20 protein-coding genes and 1 pseudogene are annotated in these 24,107 nt (G+C 62.8%); 12 read left to right on the top strand and 9 right to left on the bottom strand.

From position 1 onward, the window contains the following. The first annotated feature begins 80 nt into the window (after positions 1-80). From ACIQWO_RS08410 to ACIQWO_RS08375, 8 genes are all read left to right on the top strand, one after another. A complete protein-coding gene (locus ACIQWO_RS08410) occupies positions 81-2,054 on the top strand; it encodes an AMP-dependent synthetase/ligase (RefSeq protein WP_402821703.1) in 1,974 nt (657 codons plus the stop codon). 70 nt (positions 2,055-2,124) lie between these two features. After that, positions 2,125-2,931: an ABC transporter ATP-binding protein gene (locus ACIQWO_RS08405; RefSeq protein WP_402821700.1), complete on the top strand. Its 807-nt coding sequence runs from the start codon at positions 2,125-2,127 to the stop codon at positions 2,929-2,931. An 80-nt stretch (positions 2,932-3,011) separates the two neighbouring features. After that, a complete protein-coding gene (locus ACIQWO_RS08400) occupies positions 3,012-3,926 on the top strand; it encodes a branched-chain amino acid ABC transporter permease (RefSeq protein WP_402821697.1) in 915 nt (304 codons plus the stop codon). Between the two features lie 67 nt (positions 3,927-3,993). Then, positions 3,994-5,070, top strand: a complete 1,077-nt coding sequence (locus ACIQWO_RS08395) for a branched-chain amino acid ABC transporter permease (RefSeq protein WP_402821694.1) — start codon at positions 3,994-3,996, stop codon at positions 5,068-5,070. An 80-nt stretch (positions 5,071-5,150) separates the two neighbouring features. After that, a complete protein-coding gene (locus tag ACIQWO_RS08390) occupies positions 5,151-6,485 on the top strand; it encodes an ABC transporter substrate-binding protein (RefSeq protein WP_402821691.1) in 1,335 nt (444 codons plus the stop codon). Between the two features lie 72 nt (positions 6,486-6,557). Then, positions 6,558-7,370: an ABC transporter ATP-binding protein gene (locus ACIQWO_RS08385; protein WP_402821688.1), complete on the top strand. Its 813-nt coding sequence runs from the start codon at positions 6,558-6,560 to the stop codon at positions 7,368-7,370. Between the two features lie 67 nt (positions 7,371-7,437). Beyond that, entirely contained in the window at positions 7,438-8,676 is a 1,239-nt protein-coding gene (locus ACIQWO_RS08380) for a phenylacetate--CoA ligase family protein (RefSeq protein ID WP_402821685.1), read from the top strand. Positions 8,677-8,974: 298 nt separating this feature from the next. After that, positions 8,975-10,330, top strand: a complete 1,356-nt coding sequence (locus ACIQWO_RS08375) for an MFS transporter (protein ID WP_402821682.1) — start codon at positions 8,975-8,977, stop codon at positions 10,328-10,330. Between the two features lie 87 nt (positions 10,331-10,417). Here ACIQWO_RS08375 and ACIQWO_RS08370 read toward each other — a convergent pair whose 3' ends face one another. The 8 genes from ACIQWO_RS08370 to ACIQWO_RS08335 all read right to left on the bottom strand — a co-directional run bounded on the left by ACIQWO_RS08370 (position 10,418) and on the right by ACIQWO_RS08335 (position 18,365). Next, a complete protein-coding gene (locus ACIQWO_RS08370; protein ID WP_402821680.1) occupies positions 10,418-11,794 on the bottom strand; it encodes an MFS transporter in 1,377 nt (458 codons plus the stop codon). Positions 11,795-11,866: 72 nt separating this feature from the next. Then, positions 11,867-13,009: an FAD-dependent monooxygenase gene (locus ACIQWO_RS08365; RefSeq protein ID WP_402821677.1), complete on the bottom strand. Its 1,143-nt coding sequence runs from the start codon at positions 13,007-13,009 to the stop codon at positions 11,867-11,869. Between the two features lie 29 nt (positions 13,010-13,038). Next, a complete protein-coding gene (locus ACIQWO_RS08360; protein WP_402821674.1) occupies positions 13,039-13,827 on the bottom strand; it encodes an Asp/Glu racemase in 789 nt (262 codons plus the stop codon). Then, positions 13,824-14,330 carry an acyl-CoA thioesterase gene (locus ACIQWO_RS08355; protein WP_402821671.1) on the bottom strand — a complete coding sequence of 169 codons (507 nt, stop codon included), beginning with the start codon at positions 14,328-14,330 and terminating at the stop codon, positions 13,824-13,826. The genes ACIQWO_RS08360 and ACIQWO_RS08355 overlap by 4 nt, the downstream gene beginning before the upstream one ends. After that, a complete protein-coding gene (locus tag ACIQWO_RS08350; protein WP_402821668.1) occupies positions 14,327-16,036 on the bottom strand; it encodes an AMP-binding protein in 1,710 nt (569 codons plus the stop codon). The genes ACIQWO_RS08355 and ACIQWO_RS08350 overlap by 4 nt, the downstream gene beginning before the upstream one ends. Before the next feature lie 67 nt (positions 16,037-16,103). Continuing rightward, on the bottom strand, positions 16,104-16,370 hold the full coding sequence (locus ACIQWO_RS08345; protein ID WP_402821665.1) for a hypothetical protein: 267 nt from the start codon (positions 16,368-16,370) through the stop codon (positions 16,104-16,106). A 2-nt stretch (positions 16,371-16,372) separates the two neighbouring features. Beyond that, positions 16,373-17,023, bottom strand: coding sequence for a VOC family protein (locus ACIQWO_RS08340; protein WP_402821663.1), 651 nt, complete (start codon positions 17,021-17,023; stop codon positions 16,373-16,375). A gap of 49 nt (positions 17,024-17,072) precedes the next feature. Next, complete coding sequence (locus ACIQWO_RS08335) at positions 17,073-18,365, bottom strand: alpha/beta hydrolase (RefSeq protein WP_402821662.1); 1,293 nt, start codon at positions 18,363-18,365, stop codon at positions 17,073-17,075. Between the two features lie 208 nt (positions 18,366-18,573). Between ACIQWO_RS08335 and ACIQWO_RS08330 the strand changes: the two genes are divergently transcribed. After that, positions 18,574-19,257, top strand: coding sequence for a TetR/AcrR family transcriptional regulator (locus ACIQWO_RS08330; RefSeq protein ID WP_402821661.1), 684 nt, complete (start codon positions 18,574-18,576; stop codon positions 19,255-19,257). Positions 19,258-19,284: 27 nt separating this feature from the next. On the opposite strand, the gene ACIQWO_RS08325 is transcribed toward ACIQWO_RS08330, so the two are convergent. Next, on the bottom strand, positions 19,285-19,905 hold the full coding sequence (locus tag ACIQWO_RS08325) for a PolC-type DNA polymerase III (RefSeq protein WP_402821659.1): 621 nt from the start codon (positions 19,903-19,905) through the stop codon (positions 19,285-19,287). Between the two features lie 366 nt (positions 19,906-20,271). On the opposite strand from ACIQWO_RS08325, the gene dxs reads away from it, so the two are divergent. From dxs to ispH, 3 genes and pseudogenes are all read left to right on the top strand, one after another. Beyond that, positions 20,272-22,185, top strand: coding sequence for a 1-deoxy-D-xylulose-5-phosphate synthase (dxs, locus tag ACIQWO_RS08320; RefSeq protein ID WP_402821656.1), 1,914 nt, complete (start codon positions 20,272-20,274; stop codon positions 22,183-22,185). Positions 22,186-22,209: 24 nt separating this feature from the next. After that, positions 22,210-23,114 (top strand): annotated as a pseudogene (locus ACIQWO_RS08315) (polyprenyl synthetase family protein). A 60-nt stretch (positions 23,115-23,174) separates the two neighbouring features. After that, complete coding sequence (gene ispH / locus ACIQWO_RS08310) at positions 23,175-24,095, top strand: 4-hydroxy-3-methylbut-2-enyl diphosphate reductase (RefSeq protein WP_402821927.1); 921 nt, start codon at positions 23,175-23,177, stop codon at positions 24,093-24,095. Positions 24,096-24,107 lie beyond the last annotated feature (12 nt).

Genomic DNA, 24,107 nt, shown 5'->3' with positions numbered 1-24,107 from the left:
GTCACGAGCACGCACGCCGACCGAGCCACGCCACTCCCCCTCGACAAATGTCGAAACGTGGCGAGACACAGGAGACTGGCATGCAGGAGCGGACTACCTTCCCGCGATTGTTGTTGGCCCATGCCGCGACACGGGGCGCCCGCACGGCGTATCGGGAAAAAGATCTGGGAATCTGGCAAAGCTGGAGCTGGCAGGAGGCCGCGCAGGAAGTGCGCATGCTCGCCTGCGCGCTCGCCGCTGCCGGGTTCAAGCGTGGCGACAATCTGGCCATCGTCGGCAATAACCGTGTGCGCCTGTACTGGGCGATGACGGCCGCGCAGGCCCTCGGTGGCGTGGCGGTGCCGCTGTATCAGGACGCCGTCGCTGCCGAAATGGCACACGTGCTCGAAGACGCCGAGATCGATTTCGTCGTCGCCGAAGATCAGGAGCAAGTCGACAAGCTGCTGGAGTTGCGAGAGCGCGTGCCGCACCTGTCGCACATCATCTACGAAGACCTGCGGGGCTTGCGCAATTACGATGCCGCCGGGCTGCAGTCGTACGCGTCGGCGTTGGAGCAGGGTCGCACCTTCAACGCTCAGCATCCGCGCTACTTCGACGATGCCGTCGCTGCCGTCGGTCCGGACGACACCGCCACCATCCTCTACACCTCCGGCACCACGGGCAAGCCGAAAGGCGTCTGCCACTCGCATGCTGGCCTGATCGGTGCGGCATATCACGGCAGCACCTTCGACCGGCTTGGCCCGGGAGACGAGGTACTGTCCTATCTGCCGATGGCCTGGGTCGGCGACCACCTGTTTTCCTATGCGCAGGCGCTCGTGGCGGGTTTTACGGTCAATTGCCCCGAATCGCCCGACACGATCTCCACCGACATGCGCGAGATCGGTCCGACCTATTACTTCGCGCCGCCGCGGGTGTACGAGAACGTACTCACGCAAGTGATGATCCGCATGGAGGACGCGAACCGCCTGAAGCGCAAGATGTTCGCGCACTTCATGGACGTGGCGAACCGCTGCGGTGCGGCCGTGCTGGATCGTCGCCCGGTCTCGTGGCTGGACCGTCTGCAATACGCGGTCGGGAACCTCTGCGTGTATGGCCCGCTGCGCAACACGCTCGGGATGAGCCGTATCCGCACGGCTTACACCGCTGGGGAAGCTATCGGCCCGGACCTGTTCCGCTTCTACCGTGCCATCGGCATCAACCTCAAACAGTTTTACGGTCAGACGGAGACGTGCGCGTACGTCTGCCTGCAACCGGATCGTCAGGTGCGATTCGACAGCGTCGGCCCGGTCGCGCCGGGCATGGAAATCAAGATTGGCGATAACGGCGAAGTGCTCGTGCGCGGTGTGGGCTTGCTCAAGGAGTACTACAAGCGGCCGGATGCCACGCGTGAGGCGCTCGACGAGGGCGGCTATTTCCGCACCGGCGACGCCGGAATCATCGATGCTGACGGCCATCTGCGCATCATCGACCGCGCCAAGGATGTCGGCAAGCTCGCCTGCGGCTCGCTGTTCGCGCCGAAGTACATCGAGAACAAGCTCAAGTTCTTCTCGTATATCAAGGAGGCAGTGGCCTTCGGTGACGGCCGTGACGGCGTCTGCGCGTTCATCAACATCGATATGGATGCCGTGGGCAACTGGGCCGAGCGCAAGAACCTCGCGTACGCCGGTTACATCGATCTCGCCAGCAATCCGCTAGTCGCCGAACTGATCCTCGGTTGCATCGAGCAAGTCAACGCCGATCTCGCGAAGGAGTCGGCGTTTGCCGCCGCGCAGATCCAGCGCTTCGTGATTCTGCACAAGGAACTGGACCCGGACGACGACGAACTGACCCGCACGCGCAAGGTGCGCCGCGCGTTCATCGCCCAGAAATACGACGTGCTGATCGACGCCTTCTACACCGGCAAGTCGACGCAATTCATCGAAACGCGCGTGAAGTTCGAGGACGGACGCGAGGGCAGTGTCAGCGCCACGCTCACGATTCACCCGGCACGCGTGGTCGGGGTGCGTGCGCCTGTCGACGACCCTGCGCCTGCGAAGTTGCGCTGCGCGGCCTGATTGACCTGACCGACCTTGCACCCGACAAACCCAACGCTACCCCCGGCCCGGCATTGCCGCAGGAGAAGGTATGAGTGAGCACCGCAAGACTGGCGAAGTATTGCTCGATTTGCAGCACATCAGCTTGTCGTTCGGCGGCGTCAAGGCGTTGACGGATATCTCGTTCAACGTGATGACGCATGAGATCCGCGCCATCATCGGCCCGAACGGCGCTGGCAAGAGTTCGATGCTCAACGTCATCAACGGCGTCTATCACCCGCAACAGGGAACAATCGTCTTTCGCGGCGAAGTACGTCAGCGCATGCATCCGACGTCCGCCGCACGGCAAGGCGTGGCGCGCACGTTCCAGAACATCGCATTGTTCAAGGGCATGTCCGTGCTCGACAACATCATGACGGGCCGCAATACCCGCATGCGCGCCGGACTACTGGCGAGCGCTCTCTGGTGGGGGAAAGCGCGTCATGAAGAGATGGCGAATCGCGCCAAGGTCGAAGAGATCATCGACTTTCTCGAAATCCAGCACATCCGCAAGACGCCGGTCGGACGGTTGCCGTACGGACTGCAAAAGCGCGTCGAGCTGGCGCGCGCACTGGCCGCCGAGCCCGACCTGCTGTTGCTCGACGAGCCGATGGCGGGCATGAACCTCGAAGAGAAGCGCGACATGTGCCGCTTCATTCTCGAAGTGAACGAGGAGTTCGGCACGACCATCGTGCTGATCGAGCACGACATGGGCGTGGTGATGGACATCTCCGATCGCGTGGTGGTGCTCGACTACGGCAAGAAGATCGGCGACGGCACCCCCGCCGAGGTTCGCGCCGACCCCGAGGTGATCCGCGCCTATCTCGGCGCAGCACAGGGCATGCCTGCGGCGGCGTGATCGTCAGAGAGGTCGTCGGAAGCCTCGAACACCGAACATCGAATGGCAGTTGACTGAGCGTTGGCACACTGGAGACATCGATGCAGTTCTTCTTCGAAATCCTGATCGGCGGGCTGCTCTCGGGCGTGATGTATTCGCTCGTGGCGCTGGGCTTCGTCCTGATCTTCAAGGCGTCCGGCGTGTTCAATTTCGCGCAGGGCGCGATGGTGTACTTCGCGGCCCTGTCGGTCGTCGGTCTCATGGAGCGCGGCTTGCCGCTGTGGGCGGCGGCCATTGGCGCGTTCGTCGTGATGATCCTGATGAGCATGGCGACGGAGCGTTTCGTGCTGCGCAAGCTTGTGAATCAGTCGCCGATCATGCTCTTCATGGCGACCATCGGTCTGTCGTTTTTCCTCGAAGGTCTTGCGCCGCTCCTGTGGGGCAACGAAGTGCGTCCGTTGTCGCTGGGCATCGTGGACGAACCCATCGCCTCGATCATGGATTCGACGGGTGTGCTGGTGAGCAGCTTCGACCTTGCGGCCGCCGGGATTGCGGCGGTGCTGGTGGCGCTGCTGGCCCTGTTCTTCAAGGCGACCAGTATCGGCCGGGCGCTGAGGGCGGTCGCCGACGACCATCAGGCGGCGCTCTCGCTGGGCATCCCGTTGCAGCGCATCTGGGTGGTCGTGTGGAGCGTGTCGGGCTTCGTCGCGCTGGTGGCGGGCATGCTGTGGGGCTCGCGCAATGGCGTGCAGTTCGCGCTCACGATGACGGCCCTCAAGGCGCTGCCCGTACTGATTCTTGGCGGCTTCACGTCGATCCCCGGCGCGATTGTGGGCGGATTGATCATCGGCGCGGCGGAAAAGCTCGCGGAGATCTACGTGCCGCAACTGCTGCAAAGCCAGTTCGGCGGCAACTTCGGTGGCATCGAGGGCTGGTTCCCTTACGTCTTCGCACTGCTGTTCCTGCTGGTGCGCCCGGAAGGGTTGTTCGGCGAACGGCACATCGACCGGGTTTGACGGAGGCTGACCGCATCGGTCATTCGCATCGGAAAGCACGCGCAAGCATTCATCGCAGAGGCCACACATGTTCTATCGCGAAGCTGGGCAGTTCAAGACATCTTACGTCGCCGACAGCCAGATTTTCCCGATCCGGCAGGACCGGATCGCCGTTTGCAGCGTGCTCGTCGTGGCGTTCGGCATCCTGCCGTGGATCGCATCCGAGTACTGGTTGACGGCGATCCTCGTCCCATTCCTGGTGTTCTCGCTCGCAGCGCTGGGGCTGAACCTGCTGACGGGCTACGCAGGGCAACTGTCCCTCGGCACGGCGGCGTTCATGGCCGTGGGCGCTTATGCGTCCTACAACTTCCAGTTGCGTATCGAAGGCATGCCGATCCTGGCGTCGTTCGCGCTCGGGGGCGTGTGTGCGGCGCTCGTGGGCATTGCGTTCGGTCTGCCGTCGCTGCGCATCAAGGGCTTCTATCTCGCGGTAGCGACGCTCGCGGCGCAGTTCTTCGTGCTCTGGGTGCTGACCAAATTCCCCTGGCTCTCGAACAACAGTTCGTCGGGCGTGATCACGGCGCAGAAGATCTCGGTGTTCGGCGTGGACGTGGATACGCCGGTGCGCAAGTACCTGTTCGTGCTGGGAGTGGTGACGCTGATGGCGCTCATCGCGAAGAATCTGGTGCGCTCGCATATCGGCCGCGCGTGGATGGCCGTGCGCGACATGGACGTCGCCGCCGAGGTCATCGGCATTCCGCTCATGCGGGTCAAGCTGCTCGCCTTCGCGGTGAGTTCGTTCTACTGCGGCGTGGCGGGCGCGCTCTATGCTTACTGCTACCTCGGCTCCGTCGAGCCGGACGGCTTCTCGCTCGACCTGTCGTTCCGCATCCTGTTCATGATCATCATCGGCGGCGTGGGCAGCATTCTCGGCAGCTTTCTGGGCGCGGCGTTCATTCTGCTGCTGCCGATCTTTCTCGACAGCACGCTGCCGACGATTGCGACCTTCCTGCATTTGCCGTTCACCAATGCCACCGTCTCGCATATCCAGTTGATGGTGTTCGGCGGTCTCATCATCTTTTTCCTGATTGCCGAACCGCATGGGCTGGCGCGGCTCTGGCAGATTGCCAAGGAGAAGCTGCGCATCTGGCCCTTCCCGCATTGAGGTTTGCCACGCCGACGGCCTTTGTTACCGGTTGTCGGTGAATGTTCGGACACACACAAAACCACAGATGGAGACACAGCATGAACACGAAACAGTTGACGACATCGTTGGGCTCGCTGGCGTTGGCGCTGGCCCTCGGCGCGGGGGCGGTGGGGACGTCGTTCGCACAGTCGAACGATCAGTTCATCGCATTGGCTGACTATCGCGTTGGCCCGTACGGCGCGAACGGGCAGTCGTTCTACGGCGGGTTCATCGACTATCTGCAATACGTGAACCTGAAGAACGGCGGCGTGAACGGCGTGAAGCTCACGTGGGAAGAGTGCGAAACGGAGTACAACAACGCCAAGGGCGTGGAGTGCTACGAACGTCTCAAAGGCAAGAACCCGGTGACGAAGGGCACTGCGTATCACACGATGGCGACGGGCATCTCCTACGCGCTGATCGACAAGACGGCGACCGATCAGGTGCCGCTCGTCATGATGGGGTACGGGCGAACCGACGCGGTCGACGGCACCGTGTTTCCGTGGGCCTTCCCGTTGGTGACGACCTATCAGATGCAGGCGTCCGCCATCATCAAATTCCTCGCAGACAAGAACGGCGGTTCGCTCAACGGCAAGAAGATCGTCTTCCTGTATCACGACTCGGCATACGGCAAGGAGCCGATTGTCGCGATGCAAGCGGAATCGAAGATCAACAAGTTCAACCTGATCGAGATTCCGGTCGCACACCCGGGCAACGAACAGGGCGCGCAGTGGCTGCGCATTCGTCAGGAGAACCCGGATTACGTCGTGTTCTGGGGCTGGGGCGTGATGAACCAGACGGCGCTCAAGGCCGCGCAGAAGGTCGGCTATCCGCGCGAGAAGATCATTGGTAGCTGGTGGGCGGGCTCGGAAGAAGACACGATCCCGGCAGGTCCGGCGGCTAAGGGCTATATGAGTGCGACGTGGAACGTGGCGGGTAAGCAGGTGCCGCTGATCGCCGACATCGAAAAGGTGGTCTACGGCGCGGGCAAGGGGAATATGCAGGACCCGTCGAAGGTCGGCTCGGTGCTGTACAACCGCGGCGTCTCGGCGGCTGTGGCGACGGTCGAAGCGCTGAACACCGCGCAGAACAAGTTCGGCAAGGGGAAGGTGTCGACGCCGGTGCAGGTGCGCTGGGCGTTTGAGAACCTGAACATCGATGCTGCGCGCCTCAAAGCGCTGGGCGCGACGGGTCTGCTGCCGGACATCAAGACGAGCTGCGAAGACCACGAAGGCTCGGGCAAGGTCCGCATCCAGCAATGGGACGGCACCAAGTGGGTGATGGTGTCCGACTGGATCGAAGGCAATCGCCGTCTGATTCACCCGTTGTTCGAAGCGTCGGCCAAGCAGTACGCCAGGGAAAAGGGCATGACGCCCGCCTGCTTCAAGGGCTGATGAAGGGTTGATGAAGCGATGAGGATCCGCTGCCGGTCATGGGCACCGGCAGCACCGATTTCGGAGTGATGCATGGAAGCGAGTTTGCGCGTCAATAACATCGAAGTCATTTACGACCACGTCATTCTGGTGCTCAAAGGCGTGTCGCTGATCGTGCCCGAGGGCAAGATCGTGGCGCTGCTGGGCGCGAACGGCGCGGGCAAAAGCACGACGCTCAAAGCCATCTCGAACCTGCTGCATGCGGAGCGCGGCGAGGTGACGAAGGGCACCATCGACTATCGTGGCGAGCGGGTCGAGCAACTCACGCCCAACGGGCTGGTCAAGCGCGGTGTGATTCAGGTGATGGAGGGACGTCACTGCTTCGGGCATCTGACCATCGAAGAGAATCTGCTGACGGGCGGCTATGTGCGGCATGCGTCGCGCAGTGCGCAGCAGCACGCGCTGGAGCGCATTTACGCGCACTTCCCGCGTCTGAAGACGCGGCGCAAGTCGCAGGCGGGCTATACCTCCGGTGGCGAGCAGCAGATGTGCGCCATCGGGCGCGCCATGATGGCCCAGCCGTCGATGATTCTGCTCGACGAACCGTCGATGGGGCTTGCGCCGCAGATCGTCGAGGAGATTTTCACGATCGTGCGCGACCTGAATCAGCGCGAGAACGTCAGTTTCTTGCTCGCGGAGCAGAACACGATGGCGGCGCTGCGCTATGCGGACTATGGCTACATCCTCGAGAACGGGCGTGTCGTGATGGATGGCGATGCGACTTCGCTGCGCGATAACGAGGACGTCAAGGAGTTCTATCTGGGCATCGCCAAAGACGGGGCGAGCAGCGCGGGGAGTTTCCGCAACGTCAAGAGCTACCGGCGGCGCAAGCGCTGGATTGCCTGACGCTTGCTTGCGTGAGTGGTTCGCCCGCTCGTGATTCTTCGTTAATTCTCATCGTTGATCCGTTGATATGAACGATTACTTCGACACGCTGGAAATCCGTGCGCCAGAGGTTCGCGAGAAGGCGTTGCTGGCGGCGCTCCCGGCGCAGGTCTCACATGCGCGAACGCATGCCGCCTACTTTTCCGAGACGCTGAGCGATATCGACGCTGGCGAGATCGACTCGCGTGACGCGCTGGCCGGGTTGCCCGTCACGCGTAAATCGGATCTGGCGGCGTTTCAGGTGCGTCATCCGCCGCTGGGCGGTCTGAATGCGACGCCTGTGAGCGGTCTCGCGCACGTCTACCAATCGCCCGGTCCGATCTACGAGCCGGACGGGCGCGGCAGCGACTGGTGGCGCTTTGCACGGGCGATGTACGCGGCGGGGCTACGTCCGGGCGATCTGGTCTACAACACGTACTCGTATCACTTCACCCCGGCTGGCATGATGATCGAGACCGGGGCGGCACGACTCGGTTGCTGTGTGTTCCCCGCTGGCGTCGGACAGACGGAACTGCAACTGGAAGCCATTCGGCACCTGAAGCCGGGCGCGTATGCAGGCACGCCGTCGTTCCTGAAGATTCTGATCGAGAAGGGCGAAGCGGCCGGGGCAGACCTCAGTTGCATCCGTCGCGCCACGCTCTCGGGCGAAGCGCTGCCGCCGTCGTTGCGCGAGTGGTTCAACGGCCGGGGGATCACGGCGCGCCAGTTATACGGCACGGCCGATCTTGGGCTGATCGCCTTCGAGAGCGATGCACAGGCCGGGCTGATCGTCGACGAAAACGTGCTGGTGGAACTGGTCGAGCCGGGCGGCACGAAGCCCGTGCCCGATGGTGAGATCGGCGAAGTCGTGGTGACGAACTTCAACCCGGATTACCCGCTGATTCGCTTCGCGACCGGCGACCTGTCTGCGGTGGAGTCGGGCATCAGCCCTTGCGGGCGCACGAACATGCGTCTCAAAGGCTGGCTCGGGCGCGCGGATCAGACGGTGAAAGTGCGCGGCATGTTCGTGCATCCCGGGCAAATCGGTGAGATTGGAAAGCGCTATCCGGAGCTGGTGCGATTGCGTCTGCGTGTGGAAGGGCGGGTGGGGGACGACCGGATGCGTCTGCTGTGCGAGACGAACGACACGCCGCCGGATGGACTGGCGGCACGTCTGCAAGAGACATTGCGCGATGTGACGCGACTGCGCGGTGAGGTGGATTTCGTCGCCGTCGGATCGCTGCCGACCGATGGCAAGCTGGTGGAGGATGCGCGGGCTTACGACTGACGTGAGCGGATGGCGGTTCGATTCTCGCCAGGCCCCGATGCACTGTTGTGGTGCTTCGGGGCTTTTTACTTTGGGGCGACTGCGAACTTGTGACCTTGAATCGGGAGGTGCTGAGAAAAACGCATCACCCGATAATTTAATGTTGCTTTACCGCTGTGTCATGGTGTCCGAATAATACGCGACCCCCTTTTGACGGCTCGCGAACGACATCCAAAGACTCAGGCCTCGGCCGACGACACTTTGCCGTCGACAGAAGAGAGGGGGATAACAAGATCCGAAAACATCACCCCCGGAGACAATGACGTCGGAATTGAATCAATCGCAAGAGAAATCCCGTCAGGCAAGACGTGCTGCACTAGGGGCCTTCATCGGCACAACCATCGAGTGGTATGACTTCTACGTCTACGGTACTGCTGCCGCGCTGATCATCGGAAAACTGTTTTTTCCCTCAGACGACCATCTGGCGCAAACCCTCCTCGCACTCGGCACGTTCGCCTTCGGCTTCTTGCTGCGTCCCATTGGCGCTATCGTCTTCGGCTACATCGGGGACAAGATCAGCCGTAAATCGTCGTTGCTGATCACGCTGTTGCTGATGGGCGGCTCGACGATGTGTATCGGCTTGCTGCCGACCTATCAGTCGATCGGTATCTGGGCACCGGTGCTGCTCGTGCTGCTGCGCCTGGCGCAGGGCCTTTCGGTCGGTGGCGAGTGGGGTGGAGCGGTGCTCGTCGCGTCGGAGGCGGCACCGGCGCATCGCAAGGCGCTTGCGGCGTCGATGGCGCAAATGGGCTCACCTGCCGGTTCGTGTCTCGCCACGCTCACGTTCATGGCGATGAGCGACGATTTTCTGATCAGTGGCGGCTGGCGAATCCCGTTCCTGCTCAGCGGCGTGTTGCTCGTCGTCGGATTGTTGATTCGCATGACGCTCGAAGAGAACCCGGAGTTCATCGCGGCACGTGAGCGTCAGAAGAAAATGAAGGAGACGAGTGCGCCGCTGACCAATGTCCTCAAGCAGTTCCCGCTCACAAGCCTGTGCGTGTTCGTCGGATCGTTCGCGGTGTCGGGTGTCTACTTCCGGAACATCTTCGCGCTGAACTGGGCGACGGGGACGCTGGGCATCGACAAGAGCCTGTTTCTCAGTGCGTTGCTCGCTGGCGCGTTCGTGCAGATTTTCGTCACGCCGATGGCCGCGATGATCGCCGACAAAATCTCGGTGCAACGCGCACAGATCATCTTTACGGTGTTGTATCTCGTGTTCGTGCCGGTGCCGCTGATCGCGCTGGTCAAGGACGGTGGCGCGACCAGCATCTTCGTCGGCGTGATCCTGTCGTATGTCGGACACGGACTGTATTACGCGACGTTGTCGGGATTCTTTACGACGTTGTATCCCGTCGAGTTGCGATTCACCGGGATCTCGTTCGGCTATCAACTCTCGGGCGCATTGGTATCTGGCATCGTGCCGATGGGCGCGGTGGCGCTTGTCAGTGCGTACTCGCCGAGCATTCTTCCGATTCAGCTCTTTTACTCTGCGCTGATTCTCGTCAGCCTCGTCGCGATCTGGTACGGCCCGCGTGTCGCGCGTACGGAGCTTCAGAATCGGAGATTGCCTGAGGCAGTTGCGTTGCCCGTGATGGAGGAGGTGCGCGGGCGATAGAGCCCGCTAAAGCCCATGCAAGCACGCATTCCGATGCGGTAGAAGAACGGCCCGTTACGAGTGCATCTCGACGGGCCGTTTGTCTTTTTAGGAGAGCGCTGTCGGCGACGGCGCGCTGACAGCCTCCGGTGCCTGCGTCGCCCGGCGGTGCTTCGTCCCTGCCAGCAGAATGCCGAGCGCTGCGAGCATGGCCGGTATCGCCAGAATCGTAAACAGCCCGGCGTTGCTCCAGCCAGCAGCCAGCAGGAGCGCCCCGCCGAACGATCCCGCGACGGCACCGATACGGCCGATACCCAGCGCCCAGGCCACGCCCGTCGCGCGATTCGACGTCGGGTAATACGCCGACGCAATCACGTTCGCGCAGACCTGCGAGCCGCTCACGCAGAATCCCGTGATGAAGATGCCCACCGCGAGCCAGACTGCACTCTCCGTCAGCGCCAGCGACGCCAGCGACGCCGCCCCGAGCAGATAGGCCACCGCGACCACCTTGTAAGGATGGAAGCGATCGATCAGCACGCCCAGCACAATCGCGCCCAGTACACCGCCTCCTTGCAGCAGCCCGGCAAACATCGACGCCTGTTTGAGTGTCAACCCGCTACGTTCCGCGAGAATCGGCAGCCAGTTGATGAGCAGGTACAGGAGCAACAGGCTCATGAAGAACGCCAGCCAGAGCAGCAACGTGCCGCGCCGGTAGTCGCGGTGGAACAGTTGCACGACGGGCGAGGACGGCAGGCGGTCGTCGGCGGCGCTGTACGTCTGACCGGCGACGACAAGGCTCGGTGCCACGCGTTTGAGCGTCGCGGCGATCTGCGCCTGCGTACCTCCTCGGATGGCCAGAAAGCGCACCGACTCTGGCAACGTGAACCACAGCACGGGGACGAGCGCGAGCGGCAACAGTCCGCCAATCGCCAGCAGCCCGCGCCAGCCGACACCGGCCACCAGATATGCTGTGACCACGCCGCCGAGTGCGGAGCCGAGCGAGAACCCGCAGAACATTAGCGTGAGCAGCGTGCCGCGACGTCGCTCGGGACTGAATTCGGACGTCAGCGTGATCGCGTTGGGCATCGCGCCGCCCAGCCCGAGGCCAGTGAGGAACCGCAGCGCGATGAGCCACGCGACATTCGGCGCGAGTGCTGCGCCGACGCTCGCCGCACCGAACCACGCGACGGACAGGATCAGCACCCGGCGACGCCCGATCCGGTCGGCCATCGGCCCACTGCAAAACGCGCCGACCATCAGTCCCAGCAAGCCCGCGCTGAACAGCGGGCCGAGCGACACCATCGACAACTGCCATTCGCTGCGGATATGCGGCGCGATGAAGCCGATGATGGCGATGTCGAACCCGTCCAGCGCCACGATCAGGAAACACATCGTGCTGATCAGTATCTGGAAGCGCGACACCGGGGCCGCGTTGATGAAGTCCCGCACGTCGACTGACGTGTGCCGGGTGTCGTGCTTGTCCATGAATTGTCTCCTGTCCTCGGGTGGCGTTTTTGCCTTGTTATGGATGTTTTGGAACGACGGCCTGACGTGTTGTTACGCGGCGTGCGCCGGGGTGGTCAGCGCCTCCACCTGTGCGACGAACTCGGGATCGCGCGCCCGCAGGTCTTCGTGCGTCACACGTCCCGTGCGCAGCATGTAGTCGTAGGCGAAGCGCACCGGGTCGAGCTGCATGCGGGTGTCGACGGACTCGTACCAGTCGAGGCTGCGGCGAGCGGCATCCTGAAAACGGTCCGAGGCGCTGCGACGGCTCTGCTCGAAGGCCGCAAAGGCAGCGGGAACATCGCTGCGGTTCGCACTCAGGGCTTCGAACAGCGCAATGGCGTCCTGCATGGCCATACGCGTGCCCGAGCCGAGCGAGAAGTGGACGCTGCGCAACGCATCGCCCAGCAGCACCACGTTGCCGTGCGACCAGCGCGCGTTGCTCACCACACGCGCCTGGAACCAGTTGGAGCGGTTCGTCAGCAGCGAGTGGCCTTGCAGGTCGTCGGCGAAGATCTGTTCGCAGAAGGCGCGGCTTTCGTCTTCGGTGGCCGTGTCCAGCCCGCAGCGTTGCCACGTGTCGGGATCGACTTCGACCAGGAACGTCGACCGGTCGGGGCTGTACTGATACGCATGCGCCATGAACACGCCGTGCGGCGTCTGGCGGAAGATGAGCGACACAGGATGGAACGTGCGCGACGTGCCGTACCACGCGAACTTGTTGCGGCGCTCGTCGAAGCTCGGGCCGAAGTGCTCGGCCATGCGCGTGCGCACCTCGCTGTTCACGCCATCGGCCGCCACGATCACGTCGGCGTCTGGCAACTGCGCCGGATCGGTGACGTGGCTCTCGTAGCGCACCTCCACACCGGCCTCGGCGCAGGCTTGTTGCAGCACGCGCAGCATGTCGATGCGCGACGTGCGCGAGAAGTGGTTGTTGGACAAGCGCACAGGCACACCCTGATGCACGATCTCCATGTGATCGCAGCGCGTGTGATGCGCCGTGAACTTGCGGAAGAACGTTTCATCCGCGTCCTTCAGGAAGGCGAGGGCGATGTCGGAGAACACGACGCCCCAGCCGTAGGTGGCGTTCGCCGCGTTGCGTTCGTGCACGACGATTTCGTCTTCCGGATGACGTTGTTTCATCAACAACGAGAAGTACAGGCCTGCAGGCCCGCCACCGATGACGGCGATTTTCATGATGGGCTCCTTGATGGGATGCGGGGAGATCAGGCGACGCGCGCGGACAATGCCTCTCGCCCGGCGGCGAGCAGCGCACCGGCATCGGGAACCACAGGCGCGAGGCCGAGGTGGTCGAGCATCTGTCGCACCGTGCTGACGGCCGTGGACGTCACGGGAAGGCCGAGTTGGTCCTGCGCCAACTGAATGGCTGGCAGGGACGGCATCTGCACACACGCGGAGAGCACGACGGCATCCGCATTGGCCGTGTTCAGGCGCTTGACGTCGTCGAGCAACTGCATCGGGTCGCGACGGCCGACTTCAAGGTTGTCCGGGATTTCGAAGGACAGCGCATCGATCACTTCAATGCCTTCGTGCTCGATGTACTCGACCACGGCTTGCGTGAGCGGCTTCATGTAGGGCGCCATCAGCGAGATCTTGCGAGCGCCTAACGTCTTCAGACCGGCGACGAGTGCGCCCGCCGAGGTCATGATGGCGGCGTCGCAATGGTTCTCGCGCGCCACGCGCCGCAGGTCTTCCTCGACCTGACGGTGGTAGCCCGGTCCCATGGCCATGATGGCGACGAGGCAAGCCGTACTCATCACATCCACGCGTGCATCGGCGAGTTCGGCGGCGCAGCGCAGGCCTTGAAGGTTCATCGCGGCGAGTTCTTCCTTCACCACGCGATGCATGCGCATGCGGCTCGAATGGAACGTGAAGCGCTCGGGCAGGATCTGTTCGCGGGCGCGCAGCATCGCGGGAATCTCGGTCTCCATCGTGGTGTTGGAGCTGGGCACGATCTGGCCGATGCGGAAGGGCGTTTGCAGGGTTTGCGTCATGGTGTCGGTTCTCCGGCGAAAGCGGCGGAAGTGTCGGTGGCTGAGGCCGAAAGCGGGTCGCAGCGGGTTCGGTATTGGTCGAGCGCCGCACGCAGCACGACAGGCATCTCGATGGATTCGCGCACACCGCGCTGAATGCAGATCGGCGTGAGGCGGGCGATAAAGGCGATGTCGCCGTCTTCCTTGCGCGCCGTCATCGTCAGCGTGAAGGTTCGCGTGCGAATGTCGGTGACTTCGACGGTCACGTCGAAGACATCGTCCGGCCATAGCGAGCGGCGAAAGTCGAAGTCGAGCGCGCGGGTGGGCGTGCCGAAGCCGTGATGGTTCTTGACGGCTTGCGGCGTGCCGTCGAACAGCGAACCGTAGAACAGCTCGGCGATGGAGATCACGTACTCCGAGAACGTCACGGTGTAGACCACGCCCGCCGGATCGCAATCGCCCCATTTCACACGGCGACGGACGACGAACGGGCGCTCGCTCACCACATATTCGGTGCTGATCATGCGTCCTCCCGGGCAGGCTGGGCGGACGTGGCGAGGGCGGTCTCAGACGCGACGCGTCCGGCAATCGTCGAGCGCAACGACGCCTTGTCGACCTTGCCCACGCGCGTCACCGGAAACTCGTCGATGATCTCGATGCGCTCGGGACACTTGAACTTCGCCAGCCCGTGGCTCACGAGAAACGCACCCAGTTCGCCGACGGACGGCGCAGGCTGGCCGGGGCGCAGGATCAGATAGACGCAGCCGCGCTCGCCATAGAGCGGGTCGGGCATGGCGACGAGTTTGGCATCGGCCACGGCGGGGTGATGGCTCACGAACGCCTCGACTTCCTCGCAACCGATCTTCTCGCCGCCGCGATTGATGTTGTCGCGCAAGCGTCCTTCGAAGGCGAAGCAGCGCACGCCGTCGATCACCTTCGCCGTTACCATGTCGCCGGTGCGCACGAAGCCGTCCGGCGTGAGCGTCTGCGCGGTGGCTTCGGGGGCGTTGAAGTAGCCACGCAGGCTCGACGGGCCACGGAAGCAGAGTTCGCCCGGGGTGCCGTCGTCGACCGGCGTATCGGTGCCGGGCGTCAACACGCGGATCTCGTCGTCCTCACAGCCGGACAGCCCTTGCGTGTGATGACGAAGGTCCGGCGCGAGGTGCGCGCCTGCGCCCATCAGCAACCCCTCGGTCGTGCCGTAGAGGTTGAAACAGGGCACGCCGAGATGCGCTTCGAGCGAGTCGGCGCGGCTCATCGTGCCGAAGAGTTGCAACGACGTCAGATCGTGTTTGGCGATGTCCTTGTACGCGATCATCTGCGGCGCGACGGGCCCGATCGACAAGCCGTGCGTGACACGATGCGTCTCGATCAGCGTGAGCATGCGGGCGATGTCGACGCGCGGCATCAGCACTGTTGTCATGCCGCTGGCGACCGTCGACGCGAGGACATACAGTTGCCCGGCGTTGTGCAGCAACGGCAGCGACCAGATCATGCGGCTGTGCTCGGTCATGCCGATGTGACGCATCCACGCCAGCGAATGGCCGATGTACTCCGCGTGAAAGCGCGGGATGATCTTCGGCACGCCCGTGGTGCCGCCGGACAACTGGAAACTCAGGACGTCTTCACTGCCGATGCGGGTGTCGGCCAGCACGGCGCGCGCGCGCTCAAGCGGCATGCCGTCGATCAACTGATCGATGGCGCAGCTACCGGCGACGGCGTCGTGTTCAACACGGCCGCGCGCGACCAGCAGATGCTCGATCGATGCGTGCCGGTCCATCATCTGGCGGGCGAAGCCGACGAGGTCGAACGCCGAGAAATCGGCTTGCACGAAGTAGGCGCGGGCGTTCGATTGCGACGCCAGTTGGCCGATCTCGACTTCCCGGTACTGCGGCACGGCGCATACGGGCACGACGCCAGCCTTGTAAGCGCCCATTAGCGCCACGACCGTATCGACGTTCGTGCCCATCTGGAAGATAGCGCGGTCGCCCGGGCGCAGCCCCAGTCCGAGGAGCGCTGCGCCAAGCCGTTCGCTGCGTTCGTCGAGCGCGGCGAAGCTCAGCGTGGCTTCGTCGCTGAGGTAGGCCGGGCGGTCCGGCACACGCGCGGCGGTCGCGCGCAGGGCGTCGCCGAGGGTGATGTCGTACCAGGCGTTCGACGCGAAGTAGCGTTGCGCCAGATCCGGCGCACAGTACGTCACGCCGTCGATAGGGTGAAAAATACCGCTCATGGTGTCTCCTGCACGTACTTTGGCGACTTTATCGGGGGCGCCTGTGTTCAGTCAGTGGTTCGGTGGTTCAGTGGCTGTGACGAGGCGCGATCCGCACGATGTCGCGCTCATAGCTTTCGATCTCGCCGTCGAGCCCGCCGGTAAAGAGGCCGTACCAGACGGCAGGCTTCAGACCCAGCGCGCGACGCCCGAAGGTGATCGGCACGTCACTGGAAATGATGGTGTAGTCGCCGGTGTTCTCGACGCGGCACTCAGGCATCGCGCGGGCGGCTTCGGTCAGCGACGCAAACTCGGGCACGTTCAGCACGTAAATCTGCAACGGTTGTGAACTCATGATTAACGCTCCTGACGCAGGTGTTGGCCCAGACGCTGCGCCTTGCGCTGCCAGACGGCGTCGATCCGGGTGAATGGCGCACCCCCGGCGAGGGCTTCGTCTTCGATTTGCATGGCCGCTTCGAGGGTGCCGGCGGCGTCGCGTGCGTCGATGTCGGCCAGTGCGCGCAGCTTGCGCGTGATCTCGATGAAGTAGCCGTTCGGATCGCGGAAGTAGATCGACTCGATGACCTCGTGCGCCGTCTCAGCTGAGACCGTCACGCCGCGTGCTTCCAGACGGGCCTTCCACGCGTGCAATTCTTCCTGCGTGTCGACGAGCCATGCGGTGTGCGTCGCGTCGAACACATGGTCTTCGGGCAGCGGTGCGCGTCCCGGACGGTCGGCGAGCGCGGCGGGGACTTCGCCGCCGAGATAGTAGAAGAACGCGATGGTGCTGCCGTTGCCGCTATCGAAGAAAAAATGCAGGAAGTCGGGGTGCGTGGCCGGTCCCCAGCCTCGGGCGGAAATCGTGTGGATGAGCGGCAGGCCGAGCACGTCACGGTAAAACTCGACGGTCTCGCGCAAGCGCCAGGTCGGGCGCGCCGTGTGATCGACGCCATGCAGACGCAGCGCAAGATCGGCAGCGGCGGCGGCGGGGATGTCATTCAGTTTCATTGGGACTCCGGGAATTCGGTCAGTCAGTTGTTCAGGCAAATGGGGGATGTCACTGCGGAAACGTTTCGCGCATCCAGTCCTGCAACAGGCGTCCGGCGATGTAGCGTCCGGCTTCTTCACCGTCCGCTAACGCACGGCCGTGATGGTCGCCGCGCACGCGTCGGTGCGACTTCTGTGTTGCGCCGAGGCTCGCGTAGATGTCTTCGATGACGCTCGGGAAGCACGCCTGGTCGCCGGTGTATTCGATGAGCAGAGTGGGCTGCACGATGGCGGCCGCCGTCTTCGAGAGAAGCGCGTTCGAGGACAGTCCCGACCATGTCGAAAGCCATGCTTCCGGCGAACACACGCGGCCGAAGCCGACAGAGCCGTAGTTGGACGTGAACGGGTCGCTGCCCCACAGGGAGCCGTAGCGACGGTCGGACGGGTCGAGCGTCAGGTCGAAACAGCGCAGGTCGGCGTCGGTGCGCCAGATCGTCATCAGCGGCGTGTGTGCAGCCATGCGGCGCAGGCGGGCGTCGGTGCTTGCTGCGCCGGTATCGCGCTTGAGACGTTCGCGGGCGCCCTGGCGTGCGGCGATCAGATCGCGTGCGGTGGCGTCAAGGCGTGCGACGCGGGCACGTTGTGCGGCGCGGTAGCGCGTGACGAAGTCCACGTCGTAGCGTGATTGGGTCGCTTTGCCCGGCTGACGATGCACGTAGCCGTTGGCGGCGTCGAACGGATCGAGCGACGGATCGACGGACAGGGCGTCGTGTTCGTTCGTGACGGACGGGTCGATGCAGGTTTGCAGCAGCGCGCCTTGACCCGGATGCGGTGCCACGAACACGACACCATGCACGGGCGGCATGTCGAGTGACGCGAGCTTCGTCGCGCGGCCACCGGGCGTGCGTTCGATGCGCTGCGCCGGATCGAGATTCGACTGCTGGACGTAGAGCGCGTAAAGGCCGCTGCCGCCCGAGTTGCCGAGCATTACGATGCGCTTGAAGCCCGCGTCCCGCAGAAACTGCATACCGGCGGCGACGTCGTACAGCGCGAATTCGTGTTCGAGCCGCATGTCGTTGCCGACCGAGCGCGGTGCCTGCGTCCATGCGGCGAAGCCTGCGCCGACGATGTCGGGAATCAGGTAATGACAGGCCATGAACTCACGCGGATGCATGATGCACACCACGGTGTCCGTTGACCCGGAGACATACAACGATCCGCTCGTGGCCGCGCCGTCCGGCGTGCGCAGAACCACGTTGCGCGTGGTCGTGCCCAGCGGCAGATCCCGCGGATTCCAGTCGGTGTTCAGGAACCCTGCCGTCGCGCTCTGACCGTCACGGCGTTCCGCTTGCTGCTGACTCATCTCTCAACCTCCGTTTTTTACATCCTAGTTCAATTTTTTACGAATTGGTAAACATTTTTGTTGGAATTTGACGGATACGTAAAAACCCTGAGAGTCAGATGCCTTGGGGTTTTCTAGGGTGAGGAATTTGGTTATCGTTGGGTTTTCTGACACTTGCGTCAAAAATTTGGCAGGTGTCGATGCATCGGTATGAAACGAGGGAGAGGCGATGAGCAAAGCGCAGACCAAGAGCGACGCGTTGCGGGAGAACATTCTGGAAGTCGCGACGCGGCTGTTCATCGAACGGGGATTCGACGGGACGAGCTTTAACGACATTGCCGACGTGGTAGGTGTGACGCGTCCTGCGCTGTACTACTACTTCAAGAGCAAGGAAGCGATTCTGGAAGTACTGACGGCGGTGGTGACGCGGGCGGCGGGGGAGTTGGCGTCGGAAGCGATGCCGGACGATCTGCGGCAACCGTCGGCGATGCTGCGGCATCTGGTGCTGCGTCACGCGCATTTGATCCTGACGCATCCGCTGCAATTTCGCGTGGTCGAGCGCAACGAGGACAATCTGCCGCCCGAGCAGCGCCAGTTGGCGGAGCAGTCACGGCGTGCAGTGCTGGAGCAGTTCCGTCACGCGATCGAACTGGGCATCGAGCGCGGTCAGTTCCGGGTGATGGATGCAAAGGTCGCCGCGTTCTCGATCATCGGCATGTGCAACTGGACGGCCTGGTGGTTCACGCCGTCCGGCTCACGTAACGTCGAGGAGATTGCGGCGCAGATCGCCGACATGGCGCTTCGTTCTGTTGAACAGGATTCGGCGCGGCAGCTTGGCGAGCAGGGCGCTGCGGGTGTGCTGAAATTACTGCGGGACGATCTGGATTTGCTTGAACGGCATATCAAGCGGTAAGGGTGCTGGCTGGCGGAATGACGCCTGTTATGCCGTCGTTCCTTGTGCGAGCGTGCGCAACAACGTCGGTACTTTGTCCTTGCTGGTAGTTTGCACGCGGGCGAACAGCGCGTGATCCACGCGCTTGATGCCGTAGGTGCGTGAGATGTCGTCGTGCATGCGACGCCAAAGGTGCGTCGTCATCTCGGCGTCGACCATCGCCCGGTGGGCACGACCGGTCTTCGGAAGCTGAAGGAGATCGGCGAGGCTGGAGAGGCGGTGATTCTGGGCGTGCGGGTAGAGGCGTCGGGCGGTCAACATCGTGCAGGCGAAGACGTGATCCGAGCGCGCGCCCAGCATGGCGAGTTCGGCTTGCCAGAAGCGCTTGTCAAACCCCGCGTTGTGCGCGACGACCGGACAGTTGCCAACGAACTGCGCGGCCTCGCGCATGACCTGCGAGACGGGCGGTGCGCACGCGATCATGTCGTTCGTAATGCCCGTGAGCGCAGCGACGTCCGACGGAATACGCCGTCCGGCATTCATCAAACTCTGGTAGCGATCGACAATTTCCCCGTCACGCAAAAGGATGACGGCGATTTCTGTCGCCCGGTCGCCCTGTGTCGGCGAAAGGCCGGTGGTTTCGAAGTCGAGGATCGCTACTGTTTGCATGCCGTTTCCCAAGATGACGTCGTCGAGTCGGCGACAACGTGGGTCAATACCAGAATTTGCCCGTGATTCTACAGGGGTTAAATGATGTGCAGAACTTGACGTCACTTCCTGATCGCCCGACCCCAAATAGGAAACGCCTCAATTGGCGGAAAATTTCTTTGGTCTATATATCTGGCTACCTATCATTCAGCATGTCTTGAATTAAAAATTAAATAAATGAATTCTATATGATCGCGTAAATATAAAGATCGAATTGCACCATTCGTAGGAGTTGTTTAATTAAAAACAATTCTCCGTTAATGAAATATCAATAAATAAAAAAGTTAAATGACATAGGAATATTTCGCCAATAGCGATGCCCAAGCCATGCAAAAACTACTGCAATCGATAGACAGCCCAGTTAACTTGCGAGAACTCCCCTCGAACGTGCTGCCGCAATTGGCCGACGAACTGCGCGATTTCGTATTAACAAGTGTCTCCCAAACCGGCGGGCATTTGTCGTCCAACCTGGGGACGGTGGAACTCGCCATTGCTCTGCACTACGTGTTTGATACGCCACGCGACCGTATCGTATGGGACGTCGGGCACCAGAGCTATCCGCACAAGATCCTCACGGGGCGACGCGACGCAATGGCGACGATCCGCCAGCTCGATGGGATTTCCGGCTTCCCGCGCCGCAGCGAGTCCGACTACGATCACTTCGGCACCGCGCATTCGAGCACATCGATTTCCGCAGTCCTGGGCATGGCCCACGCCGCACGCCTGCGCGGGGAGGCCCGTTGGGCCATCGCGGTGATCGGCGACGGTGCGTTCAGTGCTGGCATGGTCTTCGAGGCGTTGAACAACGCCGGATCCTACCCGGACGTGCCGTTACTGGTCATCCTGAACGACAACGATATGTCGATCTCGCCGCCGGTGGGCATGCTGCGACAGTACTTCGCCAAGCTGATCGCCAGCCGAGCCTACGAGCGGGCCGAAGAAGCCACCAGACGACGTCTGTTCGCGATGCGGCCTGCACTGGAATCGACACCAACCCTTGACGTACTTGCCGATGGGCGCGTCCCACCTGCTGCCTTGTTTGAGGCGTTTGGCTTCAGGTACACCGGTCCGATCGATGGTCACGATCTGGATGCGTTGCTCCCGGCTTTGAACGACGTCAAGACTCGGCGAGGGCCGCAACTGCTCCATGTCATGACCCAAAAAGGTCACGGCTATTTGCCTGCCGAGCTGGACCCGATCCTTTATCACGGCCCTGGCAAGTTCGATCCGGCGCTAGGCATCCTGCCCAAGCCAAAGTCGGCCGGTAAGCGCACCTATACCCAGGTGTTCAGCGACTGGCTGTGCGACGAAGCCGCGCACGACGAACGCGTGGTCGCCATCACGCCGGCCATGCGCGAAGGCTCGGGCCTGGTGGAATTCGAACGGCGTTTTCCAGAGCGTTATTTCGACGTCGGCATCGCCGAGCAGCATGCGCTCACCTTTGCTGCAGGGCTGGCCGCTGAAGGACTCAGGCCAGTGGTCGCGATCTATTCGACCTTCCTGCAACGCGCCTACGACCAGTGCATCCACGACGTGGCGTTGCAAAACCTGCCGATAACGCTGGCCATCGACCGGGCTGGCATCGTGGGCGCGGACGGCGCAACGCATATGGGGGCTTTCGACATCGCGTACCTGCGTTGCATTCCCAACCTGACCGTCATGGCGCCCGCTGACGAAAACGAGTGCATGCGCATGCTGCACACCGCCTTGCATCACGATGGTCCGGCGGCCGTGCGCTACCCGCGCGGCACAGGCCCTGACGTAGGACCCGCATTGACATCGGAACCGCTGCGCCTTGGGGCAGGTGAGCTCCGGCGCGAATCGTCGCTACCGGCAGGCGAGCGCATCGCCATTCTGGCGTTCGGCTCTATGGTCGCACCGAGTCTGGCCGCAGCCGAACGGCTCGATGCGACGCTCGCCAATATGCGCTTCATTAAGCCGTTGGATGAAAACCTGGTCCGGACACTGGCCGAAACCCACGACGTGCTGGTCACTGTCGAAGAAGGCTGCATGATCGGCGGTGCCGGTTCGGCGTGCGTCGAATCGCTGGCTAGGCAGGGCCGCATCATCCCTGTGCTGCAGCTAGGCCTGCCGGACAAGTTCGTCGAGCATGGTGACCCCGCCAAGCTGCTGACAGCCTGCGGCCTGGACGCAGAGGGACTGGAGCAGTCGATCAGGGCATTCGCCGACATTGATCGATGCGCAGCACAGCCCGTGCCGCACATCGTCCCCGCTTTTTGAGTGGCCGCCATGACGTTCTCTTATATGGCATCTGATTCCGATCGAGCATTTGCGCAATGGGCCGAGCAAGCGGTCAATGGCACTGAGCAGGCGCTCAAAATCCATCTGCCGACATCCGATACCCCGCCCGCCTGCGTCAGGCCATGCGGTACGCCGCGCTGGGAGGGGGCAAACGCATCCGCGCGCTTCTCTGTCACGCTGCCGGGGCCGTTGTGAATGCCCCGCCGGGTGCGCTCTGCAGTGCCGGCGCTGCAATCGAGATAGGCCACGTCTACTCGCTCGTACATGACGACATGCCTGCCCTGGACAACGACAGCCTGCGCCGAGGCAAACCGACCTTGCATGTGCAATACGACGAGGGAACGGCCATGCTCGCAGGCGACGCGCTGCAGGCGCTGTCGTTCCTGATCTTGAGCGAATTGCCATTGCCACCGGAGCGTGGCATCGCAATGATCCGAGAACTGGCTTTCGCCCTGGGGCCTCAGGGCCTGGCGGGTGGTCAGGCACTCGATCTGCAATACGTAGGGGAAAAGCCAACCCTTCCGGCGATTGAGCAGATGCATCGCATGAAGACTGGCGCATTGATACGGGCGGCGGTACGTATCGGGGCGATGTGCGCCGTCACGCCATCGAGCGAATCCTCGACGCTGTACTGCGCGCTTGACGAATACAGCGCCGCGATCGGCCTGGCGTTTCAAGTGGTCGACGACATTCTCGACGTGGTCGGCGACACCGCCACGTTGGGCAAGACAGCTGGCAAAGACGCCGACGCGGATAAGCCAACTTACGTATCGCTACTGGGTCTGGACGCGTCGCAGGCACTCGCACGCGAGCTTCGCGAGCAAGCCCACGCCGCCATTGAGCCGTTGGGGCAACTCGCCCGTCGGCTCCGGAATTTGGCGGACATGATCGTCCATCGCATCAGTTAAACCGTCACGAGAGCCATCATGACCCAGTGCCTTGAACCACGGCCAAAGGAGCGAGCCTGCCTGCGCATCATCCTCGCTCAACCTCGCAGCTTTTGCGCGGGGGTCGTACGCGCCATCGATACCGTTGAGCATGCGCTGCAACGTCACGGCCCGCAGGTCTATGTGCGCCACGAGATCGTTCACAACAAACACGTCGTGGACAAACTCAAAGCGCAAGGCGCCGTATTTGTCGAAGAGCTGGCCGAAATTCCCACCCACGCTGTGGCCGTGTTCAGCGCCCACGGGGTGAGCCGGGATGTCGAAGCGGAAGCCGCAGAGCGAGGACTCCGCGTGCTCGATGCGACCTGTCCACTCGTGACCAAGGTGCACGAGCAGGGCCGACGCTATGCCGCTCAAGGCTACTCGCTGATTCTGATCGGGCACGCTGGCCATCCGGAAGTGATCGGTACGCTCAGCCAGGCGTGCGCGCCTGTCGTGCTCGTGCAGTCGGTAGGCGACGTCGAAGCGCTGACATTCCCCGCCGACACCCCGCTTGCCTACATTACGCAAACCACACTGAGCCTGGACGACACGCGCAACGTCATCGATGCGCTTCAGGCGCGCTATCCCCAGATCGTCGGTCCCGACACGCGCGACATCTGCTATGCCACGCAGAATCGGCAAGCTGCGGTGCGCGAACTGAGCCGCCTGGTCGACGTGGTGCTAGTGGTCGGCGCGTCCAACAGTTCGAATTCCGCGCGGCTGCGCGAGATCGCCGCGCAGGGCGGTGTGCCCAGCTACCTGATTTCAGACGGAAGCGAATTGGCACGCGACTGGGTGTGTGACGCCAAGGTGGTCGGCATCACGGCCGGCGCGTCGGCGCCGGAGGCGATGGTCGAAGACGTGATCGCCGCACTCGGCAGACTGGCGAATGTCGAGGTCACGACACTGCCGGGGCGCGAGGAGCGCGTGGTGTTTCGTTTGCCGAGCGATCTTTCGTAGGCCGAGGATCCA

Origin of the sequence: Pandoraea sp. NPDC090278 (genome assembly GCF_044772185.1) — a bacterium.
GTDB lineage: Bacteria > Pseudomonadota > Gammaproteobacteria > Burkholderiales > Burkholderiaceae > Pandoraea.
This window is presented reverse-complemented; position numbering and strand designations above follow the sequence as displayed.